Raw genomic sequence first — 23,422 nt, 5'->3', positions numbered from 1 at the left:
GCGCGACATCCACAGGCCGACAAAGGCCCCTGCCCCGACGCCGCGCGCCCGCAGCGCGCGCGCCACCTTGTCGGCGCGGGCGTCGAGCTMGGCATAGGTGACGCGCTCGGCTGCGAAGATGATGGCTGTATGCTCAGGCGTCCGCCGGACGGATGCCTCGAAGATCTCGCCGAGCAGTTCGTCGCGCAGGAGCGAGGGCTCCACGGCGCCCACGAGCTTTCCGGCACCGCGCCCGACGATGGCATGCATGATCCGCTTCCCCCAGCCAGACGCCGCAAGGCTGAACCGCCTGTGCGAGACCGGGATTTGCTAGCGATGAGAGATGTAGATTGCGTTAGGACATTGCGAAGCGTTGTTCCCGCCCTGCCCCACGAACGCTGGGTCAGCGCCAGCAGACTATTCACGCCCCGGAGGAGAACGCCCCCTGGCCGGGGCGATCGATCGCAACGCTTGCGAACAGCACTCTAGATCATCAGACCGGATATGGTATCCGGCCTGATGATCTAACCCTTTGTGTTTGCATCGTCTTTGCCCCGAAAACCGCAATCCACTTTTCGGGCCGATGCTCTAACGACGCGCCCGGAGTTTCATCGGCATGCCGCCCTGCGGCCGAAGCGTGATCCGCTGCTGCGGAACTGGGGGATCACTGCCGGCATATTCGAACCGGAAGGCGCCGATCAGCTGTGCCAGGCTCAGCACCGCCTCGATCATCGCGAAATGCTGGCCGATACAGATCCGCGGTCCGGCGCCGAAGGGCAGATAGGCATAACGATCGATCGTCTCGCGCGCTCCAGGCAAGAAGCGCTCCGGCCAAAACTGCGTCGGCGCGGTCCAGAGGGAGCGATGCCGATGCAGCACATAGGGCGAGATGATCACGAGCGCGCCCTTGGGGATCGCGACGCCCCCGACCTGATCCTCGGCGATCGCGACGCGCGACAGCGAGGGCACGGGCGGGTAAAGCCGCATGGCCTCCTCGATCACGGCGCGCGTCATGGTCAGGCGATCGCCAGCGAGCACTGCGGCGACAGGGTCGGCCGCCACCGCATCGGCCTCGGCCTCGAGGCGCTCCCTGACATCGTCGGCCATCGCGACGAGGTAGAGCGACCATGTCAGGGCGTTGGCCGTCGTCTCGTGGCCAGCGCCGATGAAGGTCACGATATTCGCGCCGACCTCTGCGTCAGTGAGGCCCGTGCCGGTTTCGGGATCACGCGCATCGAGCAGGGCATCCAGCAGATCGCGGGCATGCGGAGCGCTTGGCGGTTGAGACAAGCGCAGCGTTTGCCGGTCGGTCACGATCGCCTCGATCTGCCGCTCGAAGAAATCGATGGCGGACCGCGCGCGAATGCGGCCGATCCGCGGGATCCAGGCCGGTGCGCCCAGGATATCGAGAGGATCGATGCGCCCCTGCGTCGCGAAATAGCGGGTCAATGCCTGCCCGAAGGCCACGGCGCCGCCCGCGATCGCGTTCGAGAACAACGTCTCGGCCAGCACGTCATAGGTCAGCCGCGTCATGTCCTCGCCGATGTCGACGATCCTGCCGGGGCGCCGCTGCGCCATCCGCGCCACCTGACTGGCGATCGGGGGCAGCATCCTGGCGGCAAGCGCTTCGACCCGCCTCGGCGTGAACAGCGGCGCAAGCGTGCGGCGGGCCCGCTTCCAGGCGTCGCCCTCGACCGTCAGCAGCCCCTGCCCCAGTCCCGGCGCGAGAATGGTCTTCTGAAGCGCGTCCTTCGGATAATTCGCGTTGTTCTCGACGAGCACATGTCGGATCGCAGCAGGGTCCGAGATGACGACGCCATAGCCGAGCACGCTTTTGCCCGCGACGATCGGATCCTCGAAATGCTGCTGGCGCCAGATCGTCAGCGGGTTGCGACGCAGGCGCAGCAGCAGCTCCAGGCGGCCGAGCTGGCGATCGCCCGGAACCGGCGCCGGGGGCGTCCGCCTTCTGGACGGCTCGGCGGGAACCTCTGACAGAACCATGCGATGGCGCCTTCTGAAACGAAGAACCGCCGGGCGAGCGTGGCCTGTGCGGGTGTCGTTTCAAAGGCAGGTGCTGAGGGCTGCTGAAAAGGCGATCTCCTCGATCGAAGGGGGCGCCCGGCGAGGCAACACCCCGGACAAGGGCTGAACCCATCCCTCGCATTCAGGGAATCGTTACGTTCAGCAGCTACGCCCGGTCTTCATCGGGCACGCGGAGCTCGCCGGGTCGCGCAGGATGACAGCTCCACAAGGCGACCCTGCAGCGTCACGCACGCTCCCGGCGCGGAAGGCTCGACCTGCGCTTGYCGTCCTCTGGACTCCCGGCCGGACGCTCGCCCCGTCCAATCGCGCTGCAATGGATCAGTTTCTCGCCAGCGCACGCAAGCTGGATCTGGATGTTACGATCGTCGCAGAAGCCGACCTCGATCGGCTGGCTGAGTTCGACGGCGTTTTTATCCGGGATCACACGCGCCTGGACGATTACACCCACCAGTTCGCGCTGCGTGCGGCCGAACTCGGCCTGGCCTCGATCGATGACCCGATCTCGATGCGGATCTGCGCCGACAAGGTGTCCCAGGTCCGTCTCTTCGAACGCCACCGGGTGCCGACGCCGAAGACGTTGCTCCTGCACCGCGGGAACATCGGCGATGCGATCCCGCTGCTCGGCCTGCCCTGTGTCGTCAAGCTCCCGGACAGCTCGTTTTCCAGAGGCGTCTGCAAGGTGGAAGGCGAGGCCGAATTTCGGGTGCGCTGCCTGCAATGGTTCGATCGCTCCCCCGTCCTGGTCGCTCAGGAGTACATCCCGACCCGCTTCGATTGGCGCATCGGGGTGCTCGATTGCCGGCCGCTCTTCGCCTGCCGGTATCACATGGTGCCGGGCCATTGGCAGGTTGTACAGAACGCGGGCTCACGGGACTATCGGGAAGGCTTGACCGAGGCCGTCGCCATCTCCGAAACGCCCAAATCCGTGCTGGCAGCTGCGCTGGCTGCCGCCGACACGGTCGGCGACGGCTTCTATGGCGTTGACGTCAAGGAGTGTGGAGAGCGGCCCCTCGTGCTCGAGGTCAATGACAACCCCAATGTCGATGCCGGCCATGAAGATGCGCTCATCGGGAATGCGCTCTACGACACGGTCATGGGATCGCTCGATCACCGCATCAGAGCGACGTGCCGATAATCGACAGGGCACGGCCCCGGGGCCGCGGCGTCCTCCCTCGGAGGCCTTCGAATGCCAGCCTTCAGCCGGTCCGACCCCGCCAGCCCGGGCCGGCATCCGGAACGCGTCACAGATGCGGACCTCGAGAGGGGAATAGCGGAGCTTTTGAGCCGACGAGCGCCGGTCTCGCCGCTCCGGGGGCTTGCCGCTCTTGCCCTTGCCAAGGAACGGGTCCCGATCGCGGCATAAGCGGATTCAACCATGGCCCACCGTGGCCCCGACCAGAATTGATGGGTCTACGAATTAGGAACTGAAGGCCACGAACGTTCCTGTCGATGGGTTCTGGTCGGTCAGCCTCTACAACGGGGACATGGTTCGGCTCTATCGACCGCGAGCCGAAATTCTCAACGGATCGCGGACGTTTCCGGAGGCACAGCCGATGAACTCCCCGGCACCTTCTAGCTGGCTGTATCAACTCCCACTTTGGGGACGCGATGCCTTTTGGGTCAGGGCCGCGGAATCACACTGATCAACACCGGGATCAGGAAGCCGAGTGCGAAGGCTGCCGACAGGCAGATCAGGCGCATCCTGCGGATGAAGGCTGATTTATCGCGGATCATCCGACCTGCATCCTTCGCGCTGTGCTCGAAGGCCAGAGCTGCGCAGGCCAGCAGCAATGCCGCCGACAGGCCATGGAGCGAGACAGCGAAGCCATTCGGCAGGAGGCGCAGCATGGCCGAGGCCATGAGGATGATGGCTCCGATCAGGGCGCCTGCGGCGATCAGCCCGGGAACGCGTGCAAGGATCGAAACCCTGACGTCCCGGGCAATGGATTGAGGGGCAAACGCGGTGTGAAGGGACATCGGACCGAGCCTTCCGGGGGTTCCCTCGGATCATCTCCCCTTCCCGCGCCCGCTTGCATGCGCTTGATCACACAAGCTCCGATGCCAGCCCCAGGCCGGCGAATTCGACCGTGGCCGGAGGCCCGCAGGCGAGCATTCCCGACTGGAGTTGCCTGACAGGACCGCTTGCCTGACAGGACCTCTTGCCCGACGGGACCTCTTGCCTGAGCGGACCGCCTGACCTCGGCTCTCGACCGCGAGCGGCCGTAGGCGACCGGTCAAGGCAACGTCCGGGTCTGGTTGGGCCGGACCTCAGTCGGTCTCTGGAAAATGCTGATAACGGACCACCCCCGTTGCAGACGCTTCTGCGACGCGACACCGTGGCGTTCAGCTCAGGCTGCCGATCGTTCGCCCGTCCTGCGCCCGCTCCCCGGCAGCCCGGCCGTTCACGGCTGCGCGGCCAGTGCTTTGGCTACCGCCTGCGCAATCCAGTCCTGCGGGGTCAGACCCGCCGCCCGCGCCCTGGCGCTGACCGCGTCGACGACGTCGGGCATCAGCGGCACGTCGAGAATGATGCGGTCCGCGATCTCGATGGCGTAGACCGCCCGTGTCGCCTGCAGGCTGAAACTCCGCAGCCGGGCGGTCTTCTGCGCGTCGGCCAGCGCCGTGTCCTTGGCCAGCAGGGCGCAATAGGCGCCGATCAGATTGTCGATGATCAGGGTCTTGGTCAGGCCCTGGCTGCGCAATGTGTCGACGGCGGCATTGAGCGAGGCGGGATGGTCGAGCGGATCGGAGACCGGCAGCAGCGCCGTGATGTCCTTGACGCCGGCCGGCGTATCGGCGGTCGGCCGCCCCCCGCACTCGAAACCGGCCGCCCAGGCGCCCGGGCCGATCAGCAGGGTCGACAGTGACAGCGCAGCCAGCAGGCACGTTGCGGTTCGCATGATGGTCCTCCTCGAATTGGCCCGAGCCGGTGCCGGCCGCCATGGAGCCTGGCGCTCACTGCGCCTTCTCATAGGCAGCATATTGCTCTTCGGTCATGGTCGGCAGCTTCTGCACGAAGGCAACGACGGCCCGCAGGTCGTCATCGCTATGGGTGTCCGCGAAGGACGGCATGCCGGTCATCCGCACCCCGTTCTTGACGATCCAGAAGATCTCGGCGGCGCTCCAGTGCTGGATCGTATCCGGCAGGAAGGGCGGCTCCGGATTGAGGCCCTTGCCGATATCGGTCGGGTCCTTCCCCGGGGCGCCATGGCAGTAGACGCAGGTCTCGTTGTAGAGACGGAAACCCCGGGAAATGTCCGTGGATGGCGCCGGCGCCGGCACCTTGGCCGCCTGGCGGGCCACCGACTGGCGCATGGCGGTCTGCAGGAGAACGAATACCGGGGCGCTGTGCGGCTCGCGGGCGGCGATATTGACGAGACYGCTGAAGACCAGGGCGAGGCCGGCGATGGCCAGGACGATGAAGGCTGTGACGAAACCCGCGATGAATCGCATGGCACCCTCCGGCGCGGGATCCGACCGGCCGGTGCTTCGCCGCCGGGCGGCCACTCTCCTGCGGCATGTCCATGCTACCTGAACGGCGCGGGATCGAATAGCGCCTGCCGCTTTGCGCCCAGCCGCCCGGAACCGGGCAGTGCTTCAGGACTGAGCACCAGATCGCCGCGAAGGCAGCAGCGCAGGCCGGTTGCACGGCATTCCGTTCGAGCGCATCTAATGTCCGACCGACGCAACGGAGCTTGCGAACGCCCATGCGGGAATCACCGACGAATTGGATTACCGCGGTGGTGCGGCCAAAGATCAGCACTCTTTTGCGGAGGGAAACCTCCGAAAAGCTCTGGATCAAGTGCCCGGTCACCGGCCAGCTTGTCTTCCACCGGGATGTCGAGGCCAATTTATGGGTGATTCCGGGCTCGGGTCACCATTTGCGCATCACGGCAGCGCAACGCCTGGCGATCACACTCGATCCGGGCTCCCAGGAGGATGTGCCCGTGCCGGAAGGGCCGGTCGATCCGCTGCGCTTCCGCGACACGAAGCGCTATATCGACCGCCTCAAGGAGGCGAGAGCGAAGACCGGGCTGCAGGACGCGGTCAAAGTGGTCCGCGGCAGGCTCGAGGGCATACCTGTCACGGTGGCGGTCCAGGACTTCCATTTCATGGGCGGCGCGCCTGGCATGGCAGCCGAGGAAGCCATCGTCACCGCTGTAGAAGCCGCCATCTCGCACCGCACGCCCTTGATCCTGTTCGCGAGCGGCGGCGGGATGCGCATGCAGGAAGGGATGCTGGCATTGATGCAGATGCCGCGCACGACCGTGGCCCGACGGCGTCTGGCCAAGGCGAAATTGCCGTATCTCGTCGTGCTGACGGACCCGACGACGGGCGGCATCACGGCGTCCTATGCCATGCTGGGTGATGTGCATATCGCGGAGCCCGGTGCCCTCATCGGCTTCGCCGGACCGCGCGTCATCGAGCAGACGATCCGGCAAAAGCTGCCGGAGGGCTTCCAGAAGGCCGAATACCTCAAGGAGCACGGCATGGTCGATATCGTCGTGCCCCGAGCCGACATGCGCGCGACGCTCGCGAGGCTCTGCGGCCGGCTGACCCGCGAACCGCCGCGGCCCCGTCCTGAATGAGCTGATCCTTGCGGCCGTCGCCGAGACGTTGTCGGCCTCGATCGCACGTTTCGCGCACGGCTGCGGCAACAGCGCTCCCCAGCTTGTGGGGAGGCAAGACTGGCGGTCGATCGCCCTGCGTCCAGACGCAGGCGGCCGCTCGCGGTCAGTCCAGCGACAGGCCGCCGCGAAGGCCGCGGGTCTCGAGCGGCAGCGCAGCCACGCGGACGCCGCTCGCCGGCGGCGCGTTGAAGGCGCGCAGGGTCTTCTTGGGCAGGTCGAGATCATAGGGCCGGCTGGGCGGCAGCCGCATCGTGCTGACGAGCGTCAGGGTCGGGCTTGCCGGCGCAGAAACGGCCGGCGCGGGAGCCTCCGGGGCGAATGCCAGCGGCGCGGCGGCAAACGAGGTCTGCACGGTCGATGTGGTGGCGGGAGCCGCAGGCAGGTTGAGCGCAGCCAGCTGATAGTTCGGCTCCTCGATGCGGCGCCGCTCGGGCCGCTCGCCCTTCACATAGAAGGCGTTCCCGCCTGCCAAGGTCACGTAATGCATGTTGGGATAGGAAAAGCGCATCCCGGCCATGTGGAAATGCTTGGCCGCTCCGACAGGCTCGTGGCGCTTTCCGTTGAGGATGTCTTCCGCGATGGCCTCGACCCTCGGCAGGTCGCGTGCAGCCATCGGGCGGGTCAGCACGCCGGCGGCGAACTGGCGCGGCGCGCCGACGACGCCGCAGATCGTCTCAGGGTAACGCGGCGATTCCACCCGGTTCATCACCACCGTGCCGACGCTGAGCAGACCCGCATCGCTCGACCGGTTCGATTCGAAATACATCGCGCGGACGAGGCATTCCTTCTCGCGCGGATCGGCCTTGGCCAGGGTAACCGCGCGCTTGCGCGCCTCACGAGGATCCTTTGTCGCCGGCGCCACCGTCGAAGCGGTCTCGACAGGCGACATGCTGCAGGCGCCCAGCGCCGGCGCAGCCAGTGAAATCAGAAGCGGGATCGCCTTGCGGCCGGAGCGGCTCTTGCCGATGGGACGGCCAACATTGCCGACGGGACGGACAGCATTTGCAGCGATCACGGCGCGCTTCATGCGGCAACCTCCTGATTACGGGCTCCGGGCTGCCGCAGGCGGCGGACCGTCATCCCTGGAAGGGACCCTGAATACGTTAACAGAACGTTAACGCCAGATGAACGGAGCGAAGGTGCCCGACCGCGCTTCGGCCGTCAACACGGCGCGGCTGTCCAACGACCGCCATGGCGGCGCCATGCAACATGCGGCTCTTCGCCCGTGCCAATGGACTGGTGTCGCTCGCGATGGATCCGGAACATGGACCTCGCCCGGACGCGCATCTTCATCGCCCGGGACCACGCAGCGTCCCGCGAAAGCTGGTCGCCGTGCCGGAGTTTCGACCCTAGTGCACCGTCGCTTCTTCGTCCCCTTCCGGGTCGATCAAACCAGCGAGTCCGAGTTCCTCCAGCCCTTCATTGAACTCAGCCAAGGCTGCAGCGTCGCTGGCGAACGTCTCTTCCCAGACGGTCGACCCTCCATCTTCATCGACAAGCTCGAGCGTCCAGCCCTCGCTGTCCGCGAGACGGTAGATCTCGACCTGCACCGTCACGCCATCGCGAGTGACGGTCTGGCAGAGCGGCGAACGGAGAATGTCAGGGAAGTCGTCGGTCATGTCGCCCAATGTACCCCCGGGACAGTGGGGACTCAATCAGCGACGGCGCCCTGACGCGCTCCCGGTCGAGATCGGCCGCACCCGACGCTGACGACGGGATCGAGCAACGGCGCGAGGCGCTCCGTCACGATCATCATCGAGGCGCGGACGCCAAGCGCGATCTCGTCGCCGAACAGGGCCAAGAGCCGGGTGGCCAGGCCGCATTGCCGACAACGGGCGCGGCAAGGTCGCCATACGCGCCTTCGAGCCGGCCGTTCAGCTCGACTTCCAGCGCTGCCGCATCCGCGACAGGCGCAGAGCAAGCCGTGGCCGGGATTTCGCGAACGATCCTCCCCGGCCAGGATTGATCGTCAGGCCAGGATTGGTCCAAGCCAATATCGATCCAAGTCAGGACGAAACGCCGAGCTTACCATGACACCGAGCCGGCAGTCATAGGTATGCGAGCGGCCATCGAGGCCGACCGAGTAGCCCACGCTGGCGTAGAGGGTGGTGTTCCTGGTCAGCTGTGCGTCGGCGCCGACCTTGAACTCGGCCCAGTTGCCGCCGAGATCGGCCCGGAACGGGATAAAGCCGGTGGCCGAGAAGAACGCGGTCTTGGGATTGCCCATGAATTCGTTCCAGAGGCTGGCCTTCAGCCAGGCAGTCAGCATCCGCGGTCTGGCGCCGAGCGTGGCCTCGTACAGCGTCCAGCTCCGCGCAAGRCGAGCGCCGATCCGGCCGGCGAGTGAGTCCGCGTCGGAGAAGCGCACCAGGGCTGCCGAGCCGTTCGAGAGCGTCTGGTAGATGATTTGCGCCTGCGGCTCGAAGACGACGCCGTAGCCGAGCTGGAGCGGATAGCCGCCTTCGAGCGAGGCGGCAAAGCCGAACGCGTCGCGGTTGAGGGTGAAGCCGCGCCTGGAATCGGCCTTGGCATCATACCAGGTGCCCTGGACGACGCCGTCGAGATACCAGCCCGACGGCCCGAAATGGGTCCAGTATCCGCCAAGCGAATAGACATCGATGGTGTTGTGGCCGGCCTTGATGCCGTTGAAATGGGTGACGTCGCCCTCGATCCGGCCGATCGCGGCATAGATCCCGGCATGATCGCGTGAGCCGTCGGAGTTCTGGCTGCGATAGAGGTCGAGACCGGCCTGGAAAGCATAGAGGTCATAGTCGTAGTTCGGGCCGTTACGGTAGATGCCCCAGGGGCCGCCATCCTGGTTGCCATGTGTGCCGATGATCCGGGCCAGCCGGCCGAGGCATAGGAGTGCCCGGGGGCGGCTGTGCCGGCCGGCAGCCGCACGGTCGTGGTGCAGCGGTCGTTCTTCTCGGGGTTCGCGCACCCGATCGTCCGCTCCTCCGTGACTTCGGGCGCCTCGAGGGGCGCAAGCTCGCCGACGCGCTCATGCAGACTGTCGATCAGGGTGCGGCCATAGATCAGCTGCATAGCCGGCAGCGCCGCATAGAGCGAGGTCTCGCGGCGAAAATCCGGGATGCCGGTCGAGGGCGGTGCCGGCGACGGCCCGGGGCCGGGAGGCGCAGGCGGCACTGGAGCCAGGTCCGAACGCAGATACCAGCTCTCCAACCCCGACGCATCACGGCTGGACCGATAGAGCGAGTACTCATAGGGACCGGCAACCACAGGGCCAGCCAGTGCGAAGGCGCCGACCGCCGTCGTGGCGCCATTGATCGCATCGACCACAAGGATGCCGTTGCCCACGGTCAGGTCTCCGTGGCCTGTCGTGTTGGCGACCTGGAGCGAGGAGAGGCCCGTCGCGCTGCCCCCGTTGATAACCAGCCGGTCCGACGGCGAATTGTCGTTTCCAAGGAAGGTGTTGAGGCCCAGCCTGCCGCCCACGCCGGTATAGTTGACCGCTGTCAGCGTCTTGTAACTGGCCAGCCCCCCCGGATCGCCGGCGGGCGCCGAAAAGGCGACCAGGCTTGCGTCATTGGTCAGGTTTGTGAGGTTTGAATTGCCGGTCAGATTCCATACCGTGGCGTTGGTCAGGACATGGGCATCCTGCCCTTTCGCCATGTGTTCGAAGCGCAGGATTTCGGCCCCAGGCGCATTCAGGGGAGCGGGATCGTTCGGGGGCGACGTTGACAGGGAGCGGTCGTCTTCCCCCTCGTCGTCGCGCCATGCCCGGGTTCTGCTCTCAGGCCTGCGCGCGCGGATTGAGGACGTCCCTGAGCTGATCGCCGATCAGGTTGATCGCGACCACCGTGATCAGGAGCGCCACGCCGGGATAGAAGCTGATCCAGAACTTTCCCGATAGCATGTGCTGATAGCCATTGGAGATCAGCAGGCCGAGGCTGGGCTCGGTGATCGGCACGCCCAGCCCGAGGAAGGACAGGGTCGCCTCCAGCGCGATGGCGCGCGCGATCTGGACGGTGGCGATCACCATCAGGGGCGGCAGGCAGTTCGGCAGCAAATGGCGAAACAGGATGCGCAGCGATGACGCGCCCTGGCAGATTGCCGCCTCGATATATTCCTTGCGCCGCTGCACCATCGCGCTGGCGCGGGCGATGCGGGCATAGGCGGCCCATTCGACGATGACTAGCGCCAGGATGACATTGACGACGCCCTTGCCGAGAAAGGCCAGGATCATCAGCGCGACCAGGATCGTGGGGAAGGAGAGCTGCAGGTCGACGATGCGCATGATCGCGGTGCCGGTGCGGCCGCCCGCATAGGCTGCGATGAGCCCGAGCGTCGTGCCGATGGCGGCTGCCGCCAGCGCCGATGTCAGGCCGACCAGCAAGGAGATGCGCAGGCCGTAGAGAATGCCCGACAGCATGTCGCGGCCCTGATCGTCGGTGCCGAGCCAGTAGGTCATGCCCGTGGGTGAGACCGATCCGGGCGGCAACTGGCCGTCCATGATGTCGAGCTGCATCAGGTCATAGGGGTTCTGTGGCGCGATCCACGGCGCCAGGAGCGCGAGCGCGATGATCGCGCAGAGCAGCACGAGGCCGAGCACGGCCAGGCGCGAGGCGGCAAAGGCCCGCAGGAAGCGCAGCAGCGGCGTGCGCCGCGTCGCGGGCGCCGCTTCCGGAGCGGCCGCTTCCGGGGCGGCGGAACGCGAGGAGGTTGGCATGGTGTTCACCTGCAAGGCCCGGTCGCTCAGTTCTCGAGCCGGACGCGCGGGTCGAGAGCCGTGTAGATCAGGTCGACCACGAGATTGATGACGACGAACAGCACGACGATCACCATGAGATAGGCGACGATCATCGGGCGATCGAGCAGGTTGATGCTGTCGATGATCAGCTTGCCCATGCCCGGCCAGGCGAAGATCGTCTCCGTCACCACCGAGAAGGCGATCACCGAGCCGAATTCCAGCCCGACGATGGTGACGACGGGGATCAGGATGTTCTTGAGGAGATGGACCCGCAGGATCGCGCCCTCGCCAAGGCCCTTGGCGCGAGCGGTGCGGATATAGTCCTGCGGAACGATCTCGCGGGTCTCGGCCCGCACCAGCCGCATCACCAGCGAGATCTTGAACAAGGCGAGGTTCAAGGCCGGCAGAATGAGATGGCGCAGGCCCTCCAGGGTCAGGAACGACCATTGCAGGCCGAGCAATTCGCGCGTCGGCCCGCGGCCGCCGGCCGGCAGCCAGCTCAGTTGCACCGCAAAGACCATGATCAGCAGCAGCCCGACCCAGAAGCTGGGCAGCGAAAAACCCAGGATCGAGCCGGCCATCATCGTCTTCGCCACCGGCGAGTTCGGCCGGACGCCGGCATAGAGGCCGAGCGGAATGCCGATCACCACCGAGAGCAGCATGGCGGCGAGCGCCAGCTCGAGCGTTGCGGGCATGCGCTGGAGGATGACCCGCAGCGCCGGCTCGTTGAAGACGAAGCTGCGCCCTAGATCGCCCCTGACCGCGCCGCCGAGGAACGAGAGATATTGCTGCCAGAGCGGCCGGTCGAGCCCCAAGGCCGCGATCACGCGCAGGCGTTCCGCCTGGTCGGCATCGGGCGGAACCAGAACGGCAACCGGATCGCCGATCACGTTGACGCCGACGAAGACGATCACCGTCATGGCGAGCACGACCGCGAAAGCCTGCAGAAGTCGTTGGGCGAACCAGGCAATCATCTCATGTCCCCGGGCGACGGACCGGACCGGTCCGTCGCGTTGTYGATACTCGTGTTACCTGGCGCTGCGGGCATCCACCGCCAGCGTGCGTTCGTCGCGGCGCGGGTCGATGACGATGCCCTTGCGGGTGACCCAGGCGTTGTCGAGGATGAAGAGCGGGATGATCGGCACCTCGCGCGCCGCGGTCTCGACCGCGCCGACGAGCAGTTGCTCCCGCTTGCCGTCGTCGATCGTCGCCAGCGCCTGGACGATCTGGGTATCGAGCGCCGGATTTGCATAGCGCCCGTAATTGAAGACGCCGAGGCCCTTGGAGGGATTGTTGCTGGCGAGCACATTCGAGAGCAGATAGCCGGCCTCGCCCGTCGGGCTGCCCCAGCCCCAGAGCCCGGCACCGAATTCCTGCTTGCCGCCGCGCGTCGCATAGGCGCTCCAGGGCAGCGTCTCGACCGCGGTCTTGACGCCGATCCGCGTCCACATCTGGGCGACCGCCTGGGCGGTCGCCGCATCGTTCGGGTAGCGGTCATTGGGCGTGAAGAGCGTGATCTTGAACCCGTCCGGGAAGCCCGCCTCCTTCAGCAGCGCCTTGGCCTTGTTGGGGTCATTGGCGGGAACCGTGACGCTCTTGGCATAGGAATAGGTGCCGGCCGGCAGCCACTGGCCGGTCGGCCGGGCCGTCTTCTGCATGATCCGGTCGGCGAGGCCGTCGCGGTTGATCGCGATGGACAGCGCCTGGCGCACCTTGAGATCGAGCAGCGGGTTCTTCGGCAGCGGCTTGCCGTCATTGTCGGTGATGGTGGCGGCACCCGGCTCAAGCGAATTCAGCGCGAGATAGATGACGCGCAGCCCTTCCGTCGTGGCGACGGTGACGCGCGGATCCGCCTTCAGCTTCTCGAGATCGCCGACGGGCGGCGTGTCGATGATGTCGACATCGCCCGCCAGGACCGCGGCGACACGTGCACCGGAATTGGTGATCATCCGCAGCGTGACCTTGTCCCAGTCCTGCTTTGGCCCCCACCAGGCGTCGTTGCGGACGAGCTCGACCCGGTCGCCCGGGGTCTGGCTGACGAATTTATAGGGGCCGGTGCCGATGGCGGCCTTGCCGGAATTGTAGTCCTCGGTCGTGGCGCTCTCGCCGACATGGCGCGAGATGATCGGCACGAAGGCCAGCTCGCGCGGCAGGTTGGGGGCCGGCTCGCCGGTGTCGATGCGCAGCGTCAGCGGGTCGACGACCTCGACCGTCTTCACGGCGCGCAGGAAGCCGCCGAAGCCACCGGGACTGTTGGGGACGTTGCGGGCGCGCTGATAGGTGAAGGCGACATCGTCGGCGGTGAAGGGCTTGCCGTCATGCCAGGTCACGCCGGGGCGCAGCTTGAACTCCCAGACGGTGTCGGAGACCGGCGTCCAGCTCAGGGCGAGACCGGGCTTCAGGCTGACATCGGGCGCGCGGTCGACCAGGCGGTCGAAGACATGCATCGCGACGGAATGATTGGGCGTGGCATTGTAGAAATGCGGGTCGATCGAGGTGAAGGCGCCGCCGATCGCGATCCGCAGCGGGGCCGCCTGTGCAGGAGCGAGGCCGAGCCCCGTCGTCAGCAGCGTCGCCGCAAGCCAGGTTTTGAGTGATGCGCTCATCGGGGTCCTCATGATCGAATGACTGGAATTAGGTCTGTTGGCCGCTTCATTCCGGCTCAGCCGCTCAGCCACATGCCGTCGCGCTGCGGGTCGGCGCCGGCCGACAGGCGGCCGGCATCGGCGAGCACCGCATGCAGCGCCGCGAAGGCGAAGCCCTGGTAGGAGCGCGCGACGCGATAGCTCTGGCGCTCCAACTCCGCGGCGACATAGCGTGGGATCCGGTTCGAGATATCGATGCTGTTGCTGGTCACGCTGATCCGTGGCGCCGCGACCGCATCGAAGACCGGCATGCCGAAATCGATGATGTTGCTGATGCCCTGCGCCATCGCCGGCAGGATCGCGGTGCCGCCTGGCGCGCCGATGACGATGAAGGGCCTGTCATCCTTGAAGACGATGCTCGGCATCTGCGAGCTGGTGCGGCCCTTGTTRGGCGCCAGCGAGCCCGGCCGGCCGGGCCGCGGATCGAAGGCGCTCATCAGCCCGTTATACATGAAGCCCAGCCCATCGCTGATGACGCCGCTGGGGATATTGAGYGTGTGGGTGAGCGTCACCGCGTTGCCCTCGCCGTCAACGACGCAGACCTGCGTGGTGTCGTTGGCCTCGGGCTTCAGCTTCAAGCGCTCGATGGCGCCGCGCTCGCCCCGGCGGATGCTCTGCGCCAGCGTCGCGGCATAGTCCTTCGCCAGCAGCCGGTCGGTCGGCACMTCGACGAAATCGGGGTCGCCGATATGCGCGTCCTTGTCGGCCGTCACCCGCATCAGCGCCTCGGTMAGGATGCGCAGATGCTCGCCGCCATTATGCTCGAGTTCGCCGAGCGGGAAGTTCTCGAGGACATGCAGCAGCTGGATCAGCGAGACGCCGCCGCCGGGYGGCTGGACGCTGGCGACGCGGTGGCCGCGATAGCTGCCCCAGACCGGCTTCGACCGCCGCAGCTGGTAGTTCGCCAGGTCCTCATAGGCAAGCAGGCCGCCATTCGCCTTCATGTCGGCGGCGATCTGCTCGGCGATCTCGCCGCGATAGAAGATCTCGGGGCCGGCTGCCGCGATCCGCTCCAGGGTGCGGGCGAGATCGGGATTGGCGACGGTGTCGCCGGGGCGCTTCAGGCTGCCATCGGCCCGGAAATACAGGTCCCGGCCGGTCGCGCTGAAGCGGAGCAGGTCCTCATTGGGCACCCGCCCCTGCTCCGACTGGTTCAGCGCCATGTAGTAATGCATGTAGGGCCGGATCCTGAAGCCGCCCCGCGCGTAATCGATCGCCGGCTGCATGATATCGGCGAGATCCATGGTGCCGTATTCGGCCAGCGCCGTGGTGTATCCCTTCAGGTTGCCCGGCGAGCCGACGGCCTGATAGCCGATCTCGTTGACATGGCCCTTGACCACGAAGGAGAAGCCGTCCGGCGCCTCGCCGATGATCGCGTCCTGCCACATGTCGGCACGGGTCGCCGACGGGCTGCGGGCATAGAATTCCAGCACCTCATGGGCATTGCGGCCGGGCATGTAGATCTGCATCGAGCCATAGCCGGCGATGCCGGTCATCTGCGGATCGACGACGGATTGCACGAAGGCGCAGGCGATCGCGGCATCGACGGCGTTGCCGCCGCGCCTGAGAACTAGCGCTCCGGCCTCGACGGCCTCGGGCTGGGCCGCGACGATCATCCCGGCCATCGGCTCAGCCCTTCCCGCCCGGAGCGTCAGCCCCAAAAGCCGCGGCAGGAAAACGCCCGAGCTCCTCCAGCAGCATCGGCCAGGCCTGCAGGCCGAGCGGGATCGACGCCAGATGGAAGAACTCGTTGGGCGCGTGCACGTCCTCGTCGGGCAGATTGAAGCCGAACATCAAGGTGTCGAGACCGAGCGTCTCCTTGAAGATCGCGGTGATCGGCACCGTCGCGCCGAGCCGGACATGGACCGGCTCCTGCTGCGATGTCGTCCTAAGGACGCGCGTGGCGGCCTGGACCAGGGGGTGGTCGGCAGCCAGCGTCGAGGCCGGCGAGCCGCCGCCTATCGCCTCGAAGCTGACCGCGACGCCGGGCCGCGCCACCGCCAGGATATGTCCCTGGAGCGCCTGCGCCGCCTGGTCGGTGTCCTGCCCCGGTGCGAGGCGGATGGTGATCTTGGCGCGCGCCTCGTCGGGGATCACCGTCTTGCTGCCGGAGCCGGTATAGCCGCCCCACATGCCGTTGACGTCGATGGCGGGGCGCAGCGTCAGTCTCTCGCGGATGCTGTAGCCCGGCTCGCCGGCCGCGATGCCGCCGATATCGCCGACAAAGGCCGCCTCGTCGAAAGGCAGGGCGGCGGTGTCCTGCCGGTCCCGCTCACTGAGCGGGCGCACGGCCTCCATCAGCGCCGGGATGGCGATCGCGCCATTCCTGTCATGGAGCGTCGCGATGATCGCGGCGAGCTCGTGCAGGGCGTTGCGGACCGCGCCGCCATAGCGGCCGGAATGCAGCTCCTTGTCGGCGGTGCGGACCACGAGTTCGAGCTTGGTCAGCCCGCGCGCCCCGACATTGATCGTCGGCACGGTCGGGCTGGCGCGGCCACCATCGGCGGAGATCATGGCGTCGGCCTTGAGCAGCGGGCCATAGCGCGCGACGATGGCATGCAGGCTCGGGCTGCCGGTCTCCTCCTCGCCTTCGATGAAGAGCTTGATATTGACCGGGCAGCGGCCCTTGACCGCCAGGAAGGCCGCGACCGTCTCGATGGCGATCGTGGTCGAGCCCTTCACATCCGACGCGCCGCGCGCATAGAGCCGGCCGTCGCGGGTCGTCGGCTCGAAGGGCGGCGTCTTCCAGAGCGCCAGCGGATCGGGCGGCTGCACGTCGTAATGGCCGTAGATGATGATCGTGGGGGCGCCGGGCGCGCCGAGCCAGGTGCCATAGACCGCCGGCTGGCCGCCGCCATCGAGCAGCTGGACATCCGACAGCCCGATCTCCCTGAGCCAATCGAGCAGGAACGTCCTCGTGTCCTGCATGCCCTGCGCATAGGCCGGATCGGTGCTGACGCTCGGCAGCCTCAGGAAGGCATTCAGCCGGTCCAGTACGGCATCGTGCCGGGCGAGCAGATGATCGACGACGGGCTGGGCGCTCATCGCGGGCCTCCAGGAGTTTGGGGATGGCGGGTCGAAGCGAGGATCGGGGTCTCGTCGGCGACAGCGTTCAGCACGGCCTTGGGGACCGGGACGGAGGCCGCGAGCAGCAGGAAGGACAGGGTCTTGCCATGGCCGTCGAGGCCCAGGCTGGCATTGACGCCGCCGTCCAGAACATCGTCGAGGACGAAATTGAAGGCAGCCAGCCGGGGCAGTTCGTAGCGCACGACCCGGGAGGGCGCCCTCGCCCGAAAGATCTCCGCCACCAGATCGGCCGTGAGCTCTGCGGCCAGCACCGGGAAGAGCGCCGGGTGGCGGCAGACCAGCGCGATATTCAGGCGGTTGCCCTTGTCGCCGGAGCKGGCATGGGCAAGCGCATGGAGCGGCGTGCGGATCGGCTCGATCATGCCGCCTCCTCCAGGAAGCTGACGCGGGGCGTGACCCTGTCGCGCGCGACCAGGCAGGACGCGCTGCGCAGCCGCGGCGTCAGCCGCTTGCGCACCCCGCCCCCGCCCGCCGGCCCGGCGCAGTACAACGCCTCGACCTCGTCCAGCAGGCACTCGGCGGCAGCACGATCATCGCTCTCGGCGGCGAAGCGGATGCGCAGATCGGTCGGCAGCCTGTCCCAGACGAGGTCGGAAATGCCGGAGCCCGCGCTGTCTCCGAAGACGCTGACGGCGCCGATCAGATCGACGCGAATGGCGAGAGCAGGATGGAAGCGGCGCATCCGAAGCTGCACGGTCTCGATTGCGAGCTTCGCGCGCGCCCCGGCATTGGGGCCGGCATAGGAGATTTCGGCCTCGGCGAGATGGCCGCCATCGACGCAGATCGTCGCCTTCAGTGTGGGCGGCAGCGGGTGGCCCCTGGCGCCGGTGACGCGCACCCGGTCGGGGCCGACCTGCTCGATCTCGACCTCAGTCAGGTCGAGCACGACATCGGGCGTCAGATAGGCGGCCGGATCGTGGATTTCATAGAGGATCTGTTCGGTAACCGTGCGCCGGTCGACCAGCCCGCCGGTGCCGTCCGGCTTGGTCACGACGAAGCTGCCATCGGCCTCGACCTCGGCGATCGGATAGCCGATCCGGTCCATGCCCGGCACGTCCTTGATGCCCGGATCGGCGAAATAGCCGCCCGTGACCTGCGACCCGCATTCGAGCAGATGCCCCGCCAGGATGCCGGCGGCGAGCCGGTCCCAATCGTCCCAGGCCCAGCCGAAGCTGTGGATCAGCGGCCCCAGCACCAAAGCGGGGTCGGCGACGCGCCCGGTCACGACGATGTCGGCGCCGCGCGACAGGGCCTCGGCGATCGGGCCCGCGCCGAGATAGGCATTGGCGGCGATGATCTCGGGCGCCCGCGCCAGGATCGTGCCATCGCTCTCGCAGGCGGTGAATTCGGCCGGGCTCATCAGGCCGAGAAGGTCATCGCCCTCGACCACCGCGATCTTCAGGCCGGGATATCCGGCCTCTGCGGCCCAGCTGCGGATTTTCGCGGCAGCGGCCCGCGGATTGGCCGCGCCGAAATTGCCGATGATCCTGATGCCGTGCCGGGCGGCGTCCCCGAGAGCCGGGCGCAGCAGGCGCTCGAGCGCGGGCACCTCGCCGCGGGCGGGATTGGCGATCCGGTCGATCTGCGCGAGCGCCAGCGTGCGTTCGGCCAGCGTCTCGAAGATCAGGAAACGGGGCCCGTCATGCTGCGCCAAGGCTTCGATCACCGGCCCGGCCGAATCCGATCGGTCGCCGGCAAAGCCCGCCGCAGCACCGATCCGAACCTGTGTCGCCATGCCGAACCCATCCGTTGCCGCCAGCCCGGCCCATGGCCGCGCCTGATGCATTGGTGGCGACGCATTCAGAAAGTCAAATAATGGGAATTCATTATTCCATAGGACGAGCCTATGACTGAGCTGCACGGGAGGCGACAGACCGCCGGCCCGGCCGATCGACCACCGAGGCGCCATGAATCTGACAATCCGGCAGTTGGAGATCCTGGTCGCGATCGGCGAAACGCTGAATCTCACGGCCGCGGCCGAGCGCCTGGGCATCACGCAGCCCTCCGTCAGCGAGACGCTGAAGCGCATCGAGGCCGAGCTCGGCTATCGGCTGGTGCACCGGACGACGCGCGCGCTGACGCTGACCTATGAAGGGCGGCACGTCGTCGCCAGCGCGCGCGATGCCGTGCGCAGTCTGCACCAGACCTTCGAGGCGATCGCCAGCCGGAACGAAGGCGTGCACGGCCGGGTCTCGATCGCCGCACTTCCATCCGTGGTCTGCACGCTGCTACCCCCGGCGATCCGCGCCTTTCGCAGCAGCTTCCCCGGTATCGATGTCCAGATCCGCGACGCGCCCCAGGACCGGGCGACGGAGCTGCTGGAGGACGGTATCGTGGACCTCGCGATCGTCGGCCACCCGGCCTCGCTCGGCGCCTTCGCCTTCGATCCGGTGACGTCGGACCGCATGCACCTGGTCTGTCACCGCCAGCACAGCCTCGCCACGCGCGAGAGCGTGACCTGGGCGGACCTCGCCGGCCATGACTTCATCGCGATCTCGCCGGCTTCGTCGGTGCGCAGGCTCACCGATGCCGGGTTCGTCCACGGCAACCTGTCGATCGAGCCGAGATACGAAGTCGACCAGATCCCCTCTGCGGCAGCCCTCGCGGCGGCCGGCCTCGGCATCACCGCGCTGCCATCGATGACCTTTGCGATGTTCCGGAGCACGGACCTGGCCATGGTGCCGATCACGGCGCCCAGCATCGAGCGCCGGATCGGCTTGCTCTGGGTCAAATCCCGGCCGCTCTCGCTCAGCGCGACCCGGCTGGCGGACGCGATCCGGACGCATGGCGGCGCCTGACCCAACGGCGCGTCGACGAGCCCCCTCGCCGTCTCAAGGTGCAACCGCTCTTCGCCGAAGGGCTGGATCATCGGACCGGAAATCGTGTCCGGTCCGATGATCTAGCTGTGGAGCGTCAACAGGTTGTCCTCGTCGAGAGCGAGTCTGCTGATGGGTGTCTTGGCCTGGATTCCGCCGTGGGGGCGATGCCAGTTCTGGGGATGCGTYCCGGCCGCAGGCTCGGCAGAAGCCCGCGGCCGGAACCGTGCACTTTGTGCGACGCCTCAATGCAGCGAGCGGAATGTCGCGCGCAGATCGTCCGTCAGGGCTTGCGGCTGCTCCCAGGCCGCGAAATGCGTGCCCGTGTCGTGGCGCCTGTAGAAGACCAGGTTCGGATAGGCCTTGCGCGTCCAGCTTTCCGGCGCCTGGTAGATCTCGTCGTGGAATGCGCTGACGCCGGTCGGCAGCGGCACACCCTTGGGCGCGAAGAACGCGAGCTTGCTTTCCCGATACAGCCGCGCCGAGGAGACCGCCGTGTTCGTCAGCCAGTACAGCGTGATGTTGTCGAGGATATCGTCCCGGGTCAGGCCCTCCTTCGCGCCATCGAAGACGCGCGCGATGAGGTTATAGCTGCGGATGTCGTGGTCGATGATCCAGGCCGCCAGCCCCACCGGCGAATCCGCCAGCGCGTAGAGAGTCTGCGGCCGGCCCGCCATTTCCTGCGCGTAGCCGAGCCCGTTCGCATAGAAATCGACGAGCTGGTCCCAGGCATGCTTTTCCTCGGCATCCAGGCCCGCGGGCTCGGGGCCGTTGGGAAGCAGCGGGGCGATCTCGGCGGGAACGGTCGCCGGCATGTTGGTGTGGATCCCGGCCAGCCCGGCCGGGCGCTGTAGCGCCATCTGCTCGGTGACCGCATTGCCCCAATCGCCGCCTTGCGCGACATAGCGCGTGTAGTCGAGCCGCTGCATCAACACCGCCCAGGCGCGTGCGACATGCTGCGGATCCCAGCCGTTGACGGCCGGCTTGCCGGAAAAGCCATAGCCCGGCAGCGACGGGATCACGACATCGAAGGCATCGGCTGCAGTGCCGCCAAAAGCGGTCGGATCAGTGAGCGGGTCGATGATCTTCAGCTGCTCGATGATCGACCCGGGCCAACCATGCGTGACGATCACCGGCAGCGCGTTCGGGTGTTTCGACTTCACCTGGATGAAGTGAATATCCACCCCGTCGATCGTCGTGACGAAGTTCGGGTAGCTGTTGATTCGTGCTTCGACGTCTCGCCAGTCATGCTGGTCCGCCCAATACGCGGCGAGCTTCTCGATGCTCGAGAGGCTGACGCCCTGGGTCGGGTCGTTCTCGCGCTGGGGCCATTTCGTCGCCTTGATGCGGCGCTTCAGGTCGGCGAGTTCTTCGTCGGTCGCGTGGTAGCGGAATGGCCGGATCGAACTGTCGCCGCTCGCCTTCGGGTCTGCGGCCGCGCTCTCCTGCGGCGAGCGCGAGGGAGAGGGCGCTGCGGTCGCGCTCACGGCGGGAAGCATCGCGCCGATCGTTCCCACGACGGTTGATGCGATGAAGCTCCTGCGGCCGATCAACGGGTGCGGACCAGGCATGGCGGTTCTCCTCAGGGGTTAAGGCGGAGACGTGGACGGTCTGTGCGATGATCTGGCGTGCCGCATCGACATAGTCGCGCCCCGCATCGGTGAGCTGGACATTCCGACTGGTCCGGACGAGCAGGCGCGTACCGAGATGGCGCTCGAGCTCCGCGACTTTCCGGCTGACGCTCGGCAGCGGCGCGTTCAGCTTGCGGCTTCCCGCAGACAGGCTGCCGGCATCGACGACCGCCAGAAAAACCTGCATCGCATCGAAGCGGTCCATCAGGCCCCACACTCCTTTGCGCCGGCGGCAGAGACGTTGTCCGCGCCCCCGGTCCGAAGCTTCGCACCGGCCTCGGCCAGCCCGATCGATGGGCCGGCTTCAGTCTAACGCGCGGTCGGCCTTGCTGCCATGGGTGACGCACCAGTCCCGGTCGCGCCCAGGCGGAGATCTGTCATTGGCTTTGCCCAGGGTGCTCCTGAGCCGGTACATGAGCGCATGGAAAACCGCTTCACACTCCTTGGGCTCAACTCATTCCGGCAGGAGATCAAGAAGAGCCGCTTCATTGCGACCGCCGCTCCCGTTGCGGATGAGGCGGCAGCCAAGGAGTTCATCGCTGCCCACTCGGACCCGGCGGCCAATCACAATTGCTGGGCCTGGCGTTGCGGACAAGGCTATCGCTTCAACGATGACGGAGAACCGAGCGGCACAGCGGGAAAGCCGATACTCGCGGCCATCGACGGGCAAGCGCTGGACGGCGTCGCGGTTGTCGTGACGCGCTGGTTCGGCGGGGTCCTGCTCGGCAGCGGCGGCTTGATCCGCGCCTATGGCGGCACGGCCGCCCTCTGCTTGCGCGCGGCCGAGACGGTGGCGCTGGTCGAGGCGGCATCAGTGACGATCACCTGCGCGTTCGGCGATCTGGCGCGCGTCCAGGCGCGGCTTGGTGATCTGCCGGGGGTGCAGCTGCGCGATCAGGTCTTCACGGATACCGGCGCAGTGCTGTCGGTGTCGGTTCCAAAGCTGGAGGCCGATCTGGTCTCCAAACTGGTCAGGGACATCACCAGCGGACGCGCGGCGATCAGATGGGACGACTAGGTTCTCGCTCTCCGGGCGGACGCGCGCCCGGCGACATCGCGCTGGCACGGAGATGGCGACAGAGCGCTTTGTCTGCTGGTCTTAGTTGCGCCAAGACCCGATGTCAGAAGCGCCCGATGGCACCGGCTGCACGGATTGGGGGCTGACCACAGGTGGCGAACGGATCTGACCGGCGCGAGCCGCTTGTCGACGCGCTGGCGACGGACGCGCATGAGCTGGATTTTCGCCCCTCCTCCGAGGATCGGGAGGGTGAGACCACGGCGCGCGGGCCGGCCTCTCAGGTCAGCGCTGATGCGTCCAGCCAGCCCGGGAAGGCCCGGCGCGTGGGCGGCGGCTTGGTCCTGAGAAAGCTGGCCTGTGCCGGGCTCGTGCTTTGCCTGGGCGGCGTCATCCTCTTGGGCGGCGGCGTCGCCTACTACGCCGCGCAGCTGCCTCCGCTCAGCCAGCTCACGGTGCCGAAACGGCCCCCGAACATCGCCATCCTGGCGAGCGACGGCTCGCCTCTCGCCAATCGCGGCGAGACGGGCGGCCGCGAGGTCTCGCTGGGGGAGCTGCCGCCCTCCCTGCCCAAGGCTTTCGTCGCCATCGAGGACCGGCGCTTCTACGACCATTGGGGCATCGACCTGATGGGCCTTCTCCGCGCAGCCTACCGCAATCTGGCCCATGACGGAGGCCTCCAGGGCGGCTCGACGCTGACCCAGCAGCTCGCCAAGAACCTGTTCCTGACCCAGGAGCGCACGGTCTCGCGCAAGATCCAGGAAGCGATCCTGTCGCTCTGGCTGGAGCGCAGCTACAGCAAGGACCAGATTCTCGAACTCTATCTCAACCGGGTCTATTTCGGCGCCGGTGCCTATGGTGTCG

Annotated in this window: 21 protein-coding genes and 3 pseudogenes; 5 read left to right on the top strand and 19 right to left on the bottom strand. The window is 67.1% G+C overall.

Annotated elements, in window-relative coordinates:
* Together AC1DRP_RS19520 and AC1DRP_RS19515 are read right to left on the bottom strand one after the other, a co-directional pair.
* On the bottom strand, window positions 1–249 hold a 249-nt coding region (locus tag AC1DRP_RS19520; RefSeq protein ID WP_476769322.1), incomplete at its 3' end, for an AMP-binding protein.
* Window positions 250–567: 318 nt separating this feature from the next.
* Complete coding sequence (locus tag AC1DRP_RS19515; protein WP_476769321.1) at window positions 568–1,980, bottom strand: cytochrome P450; 1,413 nt, start codon at window positions 1,978–1,980, stop codon at window positions 568–570.
* Window positions 1,981–2,335: 355 nt separating this feature from the next.
* Between AC1DRP_RS19515 and AC1DRP_RS19510 the strand changes: the two genes are divergently transcribed.
* Complete coding sequence (locus AC1DRP_RS19510) at window positions 2,336–3,157, top strand: ATP-grasp domain-containing protein (protein WP_476769320.1); 822 nt, start codon at window positions 2,336–2,338, stop codon at window positions 3,155–3,157.
* 485 nt (window positions 3,158–3,642) lie between these two features.
* Here the strand turns inward: AC1DRP_RS19510 and AC1DRP_RS19505 are convergent, their stop codons facing one another.
* The 3 genes from AC1DRP_RS19505 to AC1DRP_RS19495 all read right to left on the bottom strand — a co-directional run bounded on the left by AC1DRP_RS19505 (window position 3,643) and on the right by AC1DRP_RS19495 (window position 5,475).
* Entirely contained in the window at window positions 3,643–3,999 is a 357-nt protein-coding gene (locus tag AC1DRP_RS19505; protein WP_476769319.1) for a hypothetical protein, read from the bottom strand.
* 425 nt (window positions 4,000–4,424) lie between these two features.
* Window positions 4,425–4,922 carry a hypothetical protein gene (locus AC1DRP_RS19500; RefSeq protein ID WP_476769318.1) on the bottom strand — a complete coding sequence of 166 codons (498 nt, stop codon included), beginning with the start codon at window positions 4,920–4,922 and terminating at the stop codon, window positions 4,425–4,427.
* Between the two features lie 55 nt (window positions 4,923–4,977).
* Entirely contained in the window at window positions 4,978–5,475 is a 498-nt protein-coding gene (locus tag AC1DRP_RS19495; protein WP_476769317.1) for a c-type cytochrome, read from the bottom strand.
* A gap of 254 nt (window positions 5,476–5,729) precedes the next feature.
* On the opposite strand from AC1DRP_RS19495, the gene accD reads away from it, so the two are divergent.
* A complete protein-coding gene (gene accD, locus AC1DRP_RS19490) occupies window positions 5,730–6,611 on the top strand; it encodes an acetyl-CoA carboxylase, carboxyltransferase subunit beta (RefSeq protein WP_476769316.1) in 882 nt (293 codons plus the stop codon).
* Between the two features lie 145 nt (window positions 6,612–6,756).
* On the opposite strand, the gene AC1DRP_RS19485 is transcribed toward accD, so the two are convergent.
* The 11 genes and pseudogenes from AC1DRP_RS19485 to AC1DRP_RS19435 all read right to left on the bottom strand — a co-directional run bounded on the left by AC1DRP_RS19485 (window position 6,757) and on the right by AC1DRP_RS19435 (window position 18,831).
* Window positions 6,757–7,680 carry a cell wall hydrolase gene (locus AC1DRP_RS19485; protein WP_476769315.1) on the bottom strand — a complete coding sequence of 308 codons (924 nt, stop codon included), beginning with the start codon at window positions 7,678–7,680 and terminating at the stop codon, window positions 6,757–6,759.
* A 322-nt stretch (window positions 7,681–8,002) separates the two neighbouring features.
* The gene (locus tag AC1DRP_RS19480) at window positions 8,003–8,272 is read right to left on the bottom strand and encodes a hypothetical protein (RefSeq protein WP_441493575.1); all 270 of its coding nucleotides are present in this window, start codon (window positions 8,270–8,272) and stop codon (window positions 8,003–8,005) included.
* Between the two features lie 350 nt (window positions 8,273–8,622).
* On the bottom strand, window positions 8,623–9,594 hold the full coding sequence (locus AC1DRP_RS19475; RefSeq protein WP_476769314.1) for an autotransporter family protein: 972 nt from the start codon (window positions 9,592–9,594) through the stop codon (window positions 8,623–8,625).
* 53 nt (window positions 9,595–9,647) lie between these two features.
* A pseudogene (locus AC1DRP_RS19470) lies at window positions 9,648–10,286 on the bottom strand (autotransporter outer membrane beta-barrel domain-containing protein); the annotation flags it as partial.
* Window positions 10,287–10,407: 121 nt separating this feature from the next.
* Window positions 10,408–11,343 carry an ABC transporter permease gene (locus AC1DRP_RS19465; RefSeq protein ID WP_441508673.1) on the bottom strand — a complete coding sequence of 312 codons (936 nt, stop codon included), beginning with the start codon at window positions 11,341–11,343 and terminating at the stop codon, window positions 10,408–10,410.
* A 26-nt stretch (window positions 11,344–11,369) separates the two neighbouring features.
* Window positions 11,370–12,338 carry an ABC transporter permease gene (locus AC1DRP_RS19460; RefSeq protein ID WP_476769313.1) on the bottom strand — a complete coding sequence of 323 codons (969 nt, stop codon included), beginning with the start codon at window positions 12,336–12,338 and terminating at the stop codon, window positions 11,370–11,372.
* A 54-nt stretch (window positions 12,339–12,392) separates the two neighbouring features.
* Window positions 12,393–13,970: an ABC transporter substrate-binding protein gene (locus tag AC1DRP_RS19455; protein WP_476769312.1), complete on the bottom strand. Its 1,578-nt coding sequence runs from the start codon at window positions 13,968–13,970 to the stop codon at window positions 12,393–12,395.
* A 56-nt stretch (window positions 13,971–14,026) separates the two neighbouring features.
* Window positions 14,027–15,634, bottom strand: a complete 1,608-nt coding sequence (ggt, locus tag AC1DRP_RS19450; protein WP_476769311.1) for a gamma-glutamyltransferase — start codon at window positions 15,632–15,634, stop codon at window positions 14,027–14,029.
* Between the two features lie 4 nt (window positions 15,635–15,638).
* The gene (locus AC1DRP_RS19445; protein WP_476769310.1) at window positions 15,639–17,054 is read right to left on the bottom strand and encodes a dipeptidase; all 1,416 of its coding nucleotides are present in this window, start codon (window positions 17,052–17,054) and stop codon (window positions 15,639–15,641) included.
* Window positions 17,051–17,458: an AtuA-related protein gene (locus AC1DRP_RS19440; protein WP_476769309.1), complete on the bottom strand. Its 408-nt coding sequence runs from the start codon at window positions 17,456–17,458 to the stop codon at window positions 17,051–17,053. Before AC1DRP_RS19440 ends, AC1DRP_RS19445 begins: the two co-directional genes overlap by 4 nt.
* The gene (locus tag AC1DRP_RS19435; RefSeq protein ID WP_476769308.1) at window positions 17,455–18,831 is read right to left on the bottom strand and encodes an acyclic terpene utilization AtuA family protein; all 1,377 of its coding nucleotides are present in this window, start codon (window positions 18,829–18,831) and stop codon (window positions 17,455–17,457) included. Before AC1DRP_RS19435 ends, AC1DRP_RS19440 begins: the two co-directional genes overlap by 4 nt.
* 172 nt (window positions 18,832–19,003) lie before the next feature.
* Between AC1DRP_RS19435 and AC1DRP_RS19430 the strand changes: the two genes are divergently transcribed.
* The gene (locus tag AC1DRP_RS19430) at window positions 19,004–19,894 is read left to right on the top strand and encodes a LysR substrate-binding domain-containing protein (RefSeq protein WP_441493559.1); all 891 of its coding nucleotides are present in this window, start codon (window positions 19,004–19,006) and stop codon (window positions 19,892–19,894) included.
* 101 nt (window positions 19,895–19,995) lie between these two features.
* Here the strand turns inward: AC1DRP_RS19430 and AC1DRP_RS19425 are convergent.
* The 3 genes and pseudogenes from AC1DRP_RS19425 to AC1DRP_RS19415 form a co-directional block, all read right to left on the bottom strand.
* Window positions 19,996–20,097 (bottom strand): annotated as a pseudogene (locus AC1DRP_RS19425) (IS481 family transposase); the annotation flags it as partial.
* A gap of 60 nt (window positions 20,098–20,157) precedes the next feature.
* A complete protein-coding gene (locus AC1DRP_RS19420) occupies window positions 20,158–21,483 on the bottom strand; it encodes an epoxide hydrolase family protein (protein WP_476769307.1) in 1,326 nt (441 codons plus the stop codon).
* A gap of 43 nt (window positions 21,484–21,526) precedes the next feature.
* A pseudogene (locus AC1DRP_RS19415) lies at window positions 21,527–21,748 on the bottom strand (LysR family transcriptional regulator); the annotation flags it as partial.
* Between the two features lie 216 nt (window positions 21,749–21,964).
* Between AC1DRP_RS19415 and AC1DRP_RS19410 the strand changes: the two are divergent.
* Both AC1DRP_RS19410 and AC1DRP_RS19405 read left to right on the top strand, forming a co-directional pair.
* On the top strand, window positions 21,965–22,561 hold the full coding sequence (locus tag AC1DRP_RS19410; RefSeq protein WP_476769306.1) for an IMPACT family protein: 597 nt from the start codon (window positions 21,965–21,967) through the stop codon (window positions 22,559–22,561).
* A 152-nt stretch (window positions 22,562–22,713) separates the two neighbouring features.
* Window positions 22,714–23,422 (top strand): transglycosylase domain-containing protein (locus tag AC1DRP_RS19405; RefSeq protein WP_476769305.1); only part of this gene is annotated, 709 nt, incomplete at its 3' end.

It is taken from the genome of Allobosea sp. 01N443 (genome assembly GCF_056399325.1).
Note: the sequence above shows the minus strand (reverse complement) of the source record. Positions and strands in the feature narration are given on the sequence as shown.

Coding starts and splice junctions, on each gene's coding strand:
- AC1DRP_RS19510 (WP_476769320.1), top strand. CDS start 2,336: ATGGATCAGTTTCTCGCCAGCGCACGCAAGCTGGATCTGGATGTTACG.
- AC1DRP_RS19465 (WP_441508673.1), bottom strand. CDS start 11,343: ATGCCAACCTCCTCGCGTTCCGCCGCCCCGGAAGCGGCCGCTCCGGAA.
- AC1DRP_RS19430 (WP_441493559.1), top strand. CDS start 19,004: ATGAATCTGACAATCCGGCAGTTGGAGATCCTGGTCGCGATCGGCGAA.
- AC1DRP_RS19420 (WP_476769307.1), bottom strand. CDS start 21,483: ATGCCTGGTCCGCACCCGTTGATCGGCCGCAGGAGCTTCATCGCATCA.
- AC1DRP_RS19445 (WP_476769310.1), bottom strand. CDS start 17,054: ATGAGCGCCCAGCCCGTCGTCGATCATCTGCTCGCCCGGCACGATGCC.
- accD (WP_476769316.1), top strand. CDS start 5,730: ATGCGGGAATCACCGACGAATTGGATTACCGCGGTGGTGCGGCCAAAG.
- AC1DRP_RS19410 (WP_476769306.1), top strand. CDS start 21,965: ATGGAAAACCGCTTCACACTCCTTGGGCTCAACTCATTCCGGCAGGAG.
- AC1DRP_RS19480 (WP_441493575.1), bottom strand. CDS start 8,272: ATGACCGACGACTTCCCTGACATTCTCCGTTCGCCGCTCTGCCAGACC.
- AC1DRP_RS19515 (WP_476769321.1), bottom strand. CDS start 1,980: ATGGTTCTGTCAGAGGTTCCCGCCGAGCCGTCCAGAAGGCGGACGCCC.
- AC1DRP_RS19460 (WP_476769313.1), bottom strand. CDS start 12,338: ATGATTGCCTGGTTCGCCCAACGACTTCTGCAGGCTTTCGCGGTCGTG.
- AC1DRP_RS19435 (WP_476769308.1), bottom strand. CDS start 18,831: ATGGCGACACAGGTTCGGATCGGTGCTGCGGCGGGCTTTGCCGGCGAC.
- AC1DRP_RS19455 (WP_476769312.1), bottom strand. CDS start 13,970: ATGAGCGCATCACTCAAAACCTGGCTTGCGGCGACGCTGCTGACGACG.
- AC1DRP_RS19485 (WP_476769315.1), bottom strand. CDS start 7,680: ATGAAGCGCGCCGTGATCGCTGCAAATGCTGTCCGTCCCGTCGGCAAT.
- AC1DRP_RS19500 (WP_476769318.1), bottom strand. CDS start 4,922: ATGCGAACCGCAACGTGCCTGCTGGCTGCGCTGTCACTGTCGACCCTG.
- AC1DRP_RS19505 (WP_476769319.1), bottom strand. CDS start 3,999: ATGTCCCTTCACACCGCGTTTGCCCCTCAATCCATTGCCCGGGACGTC.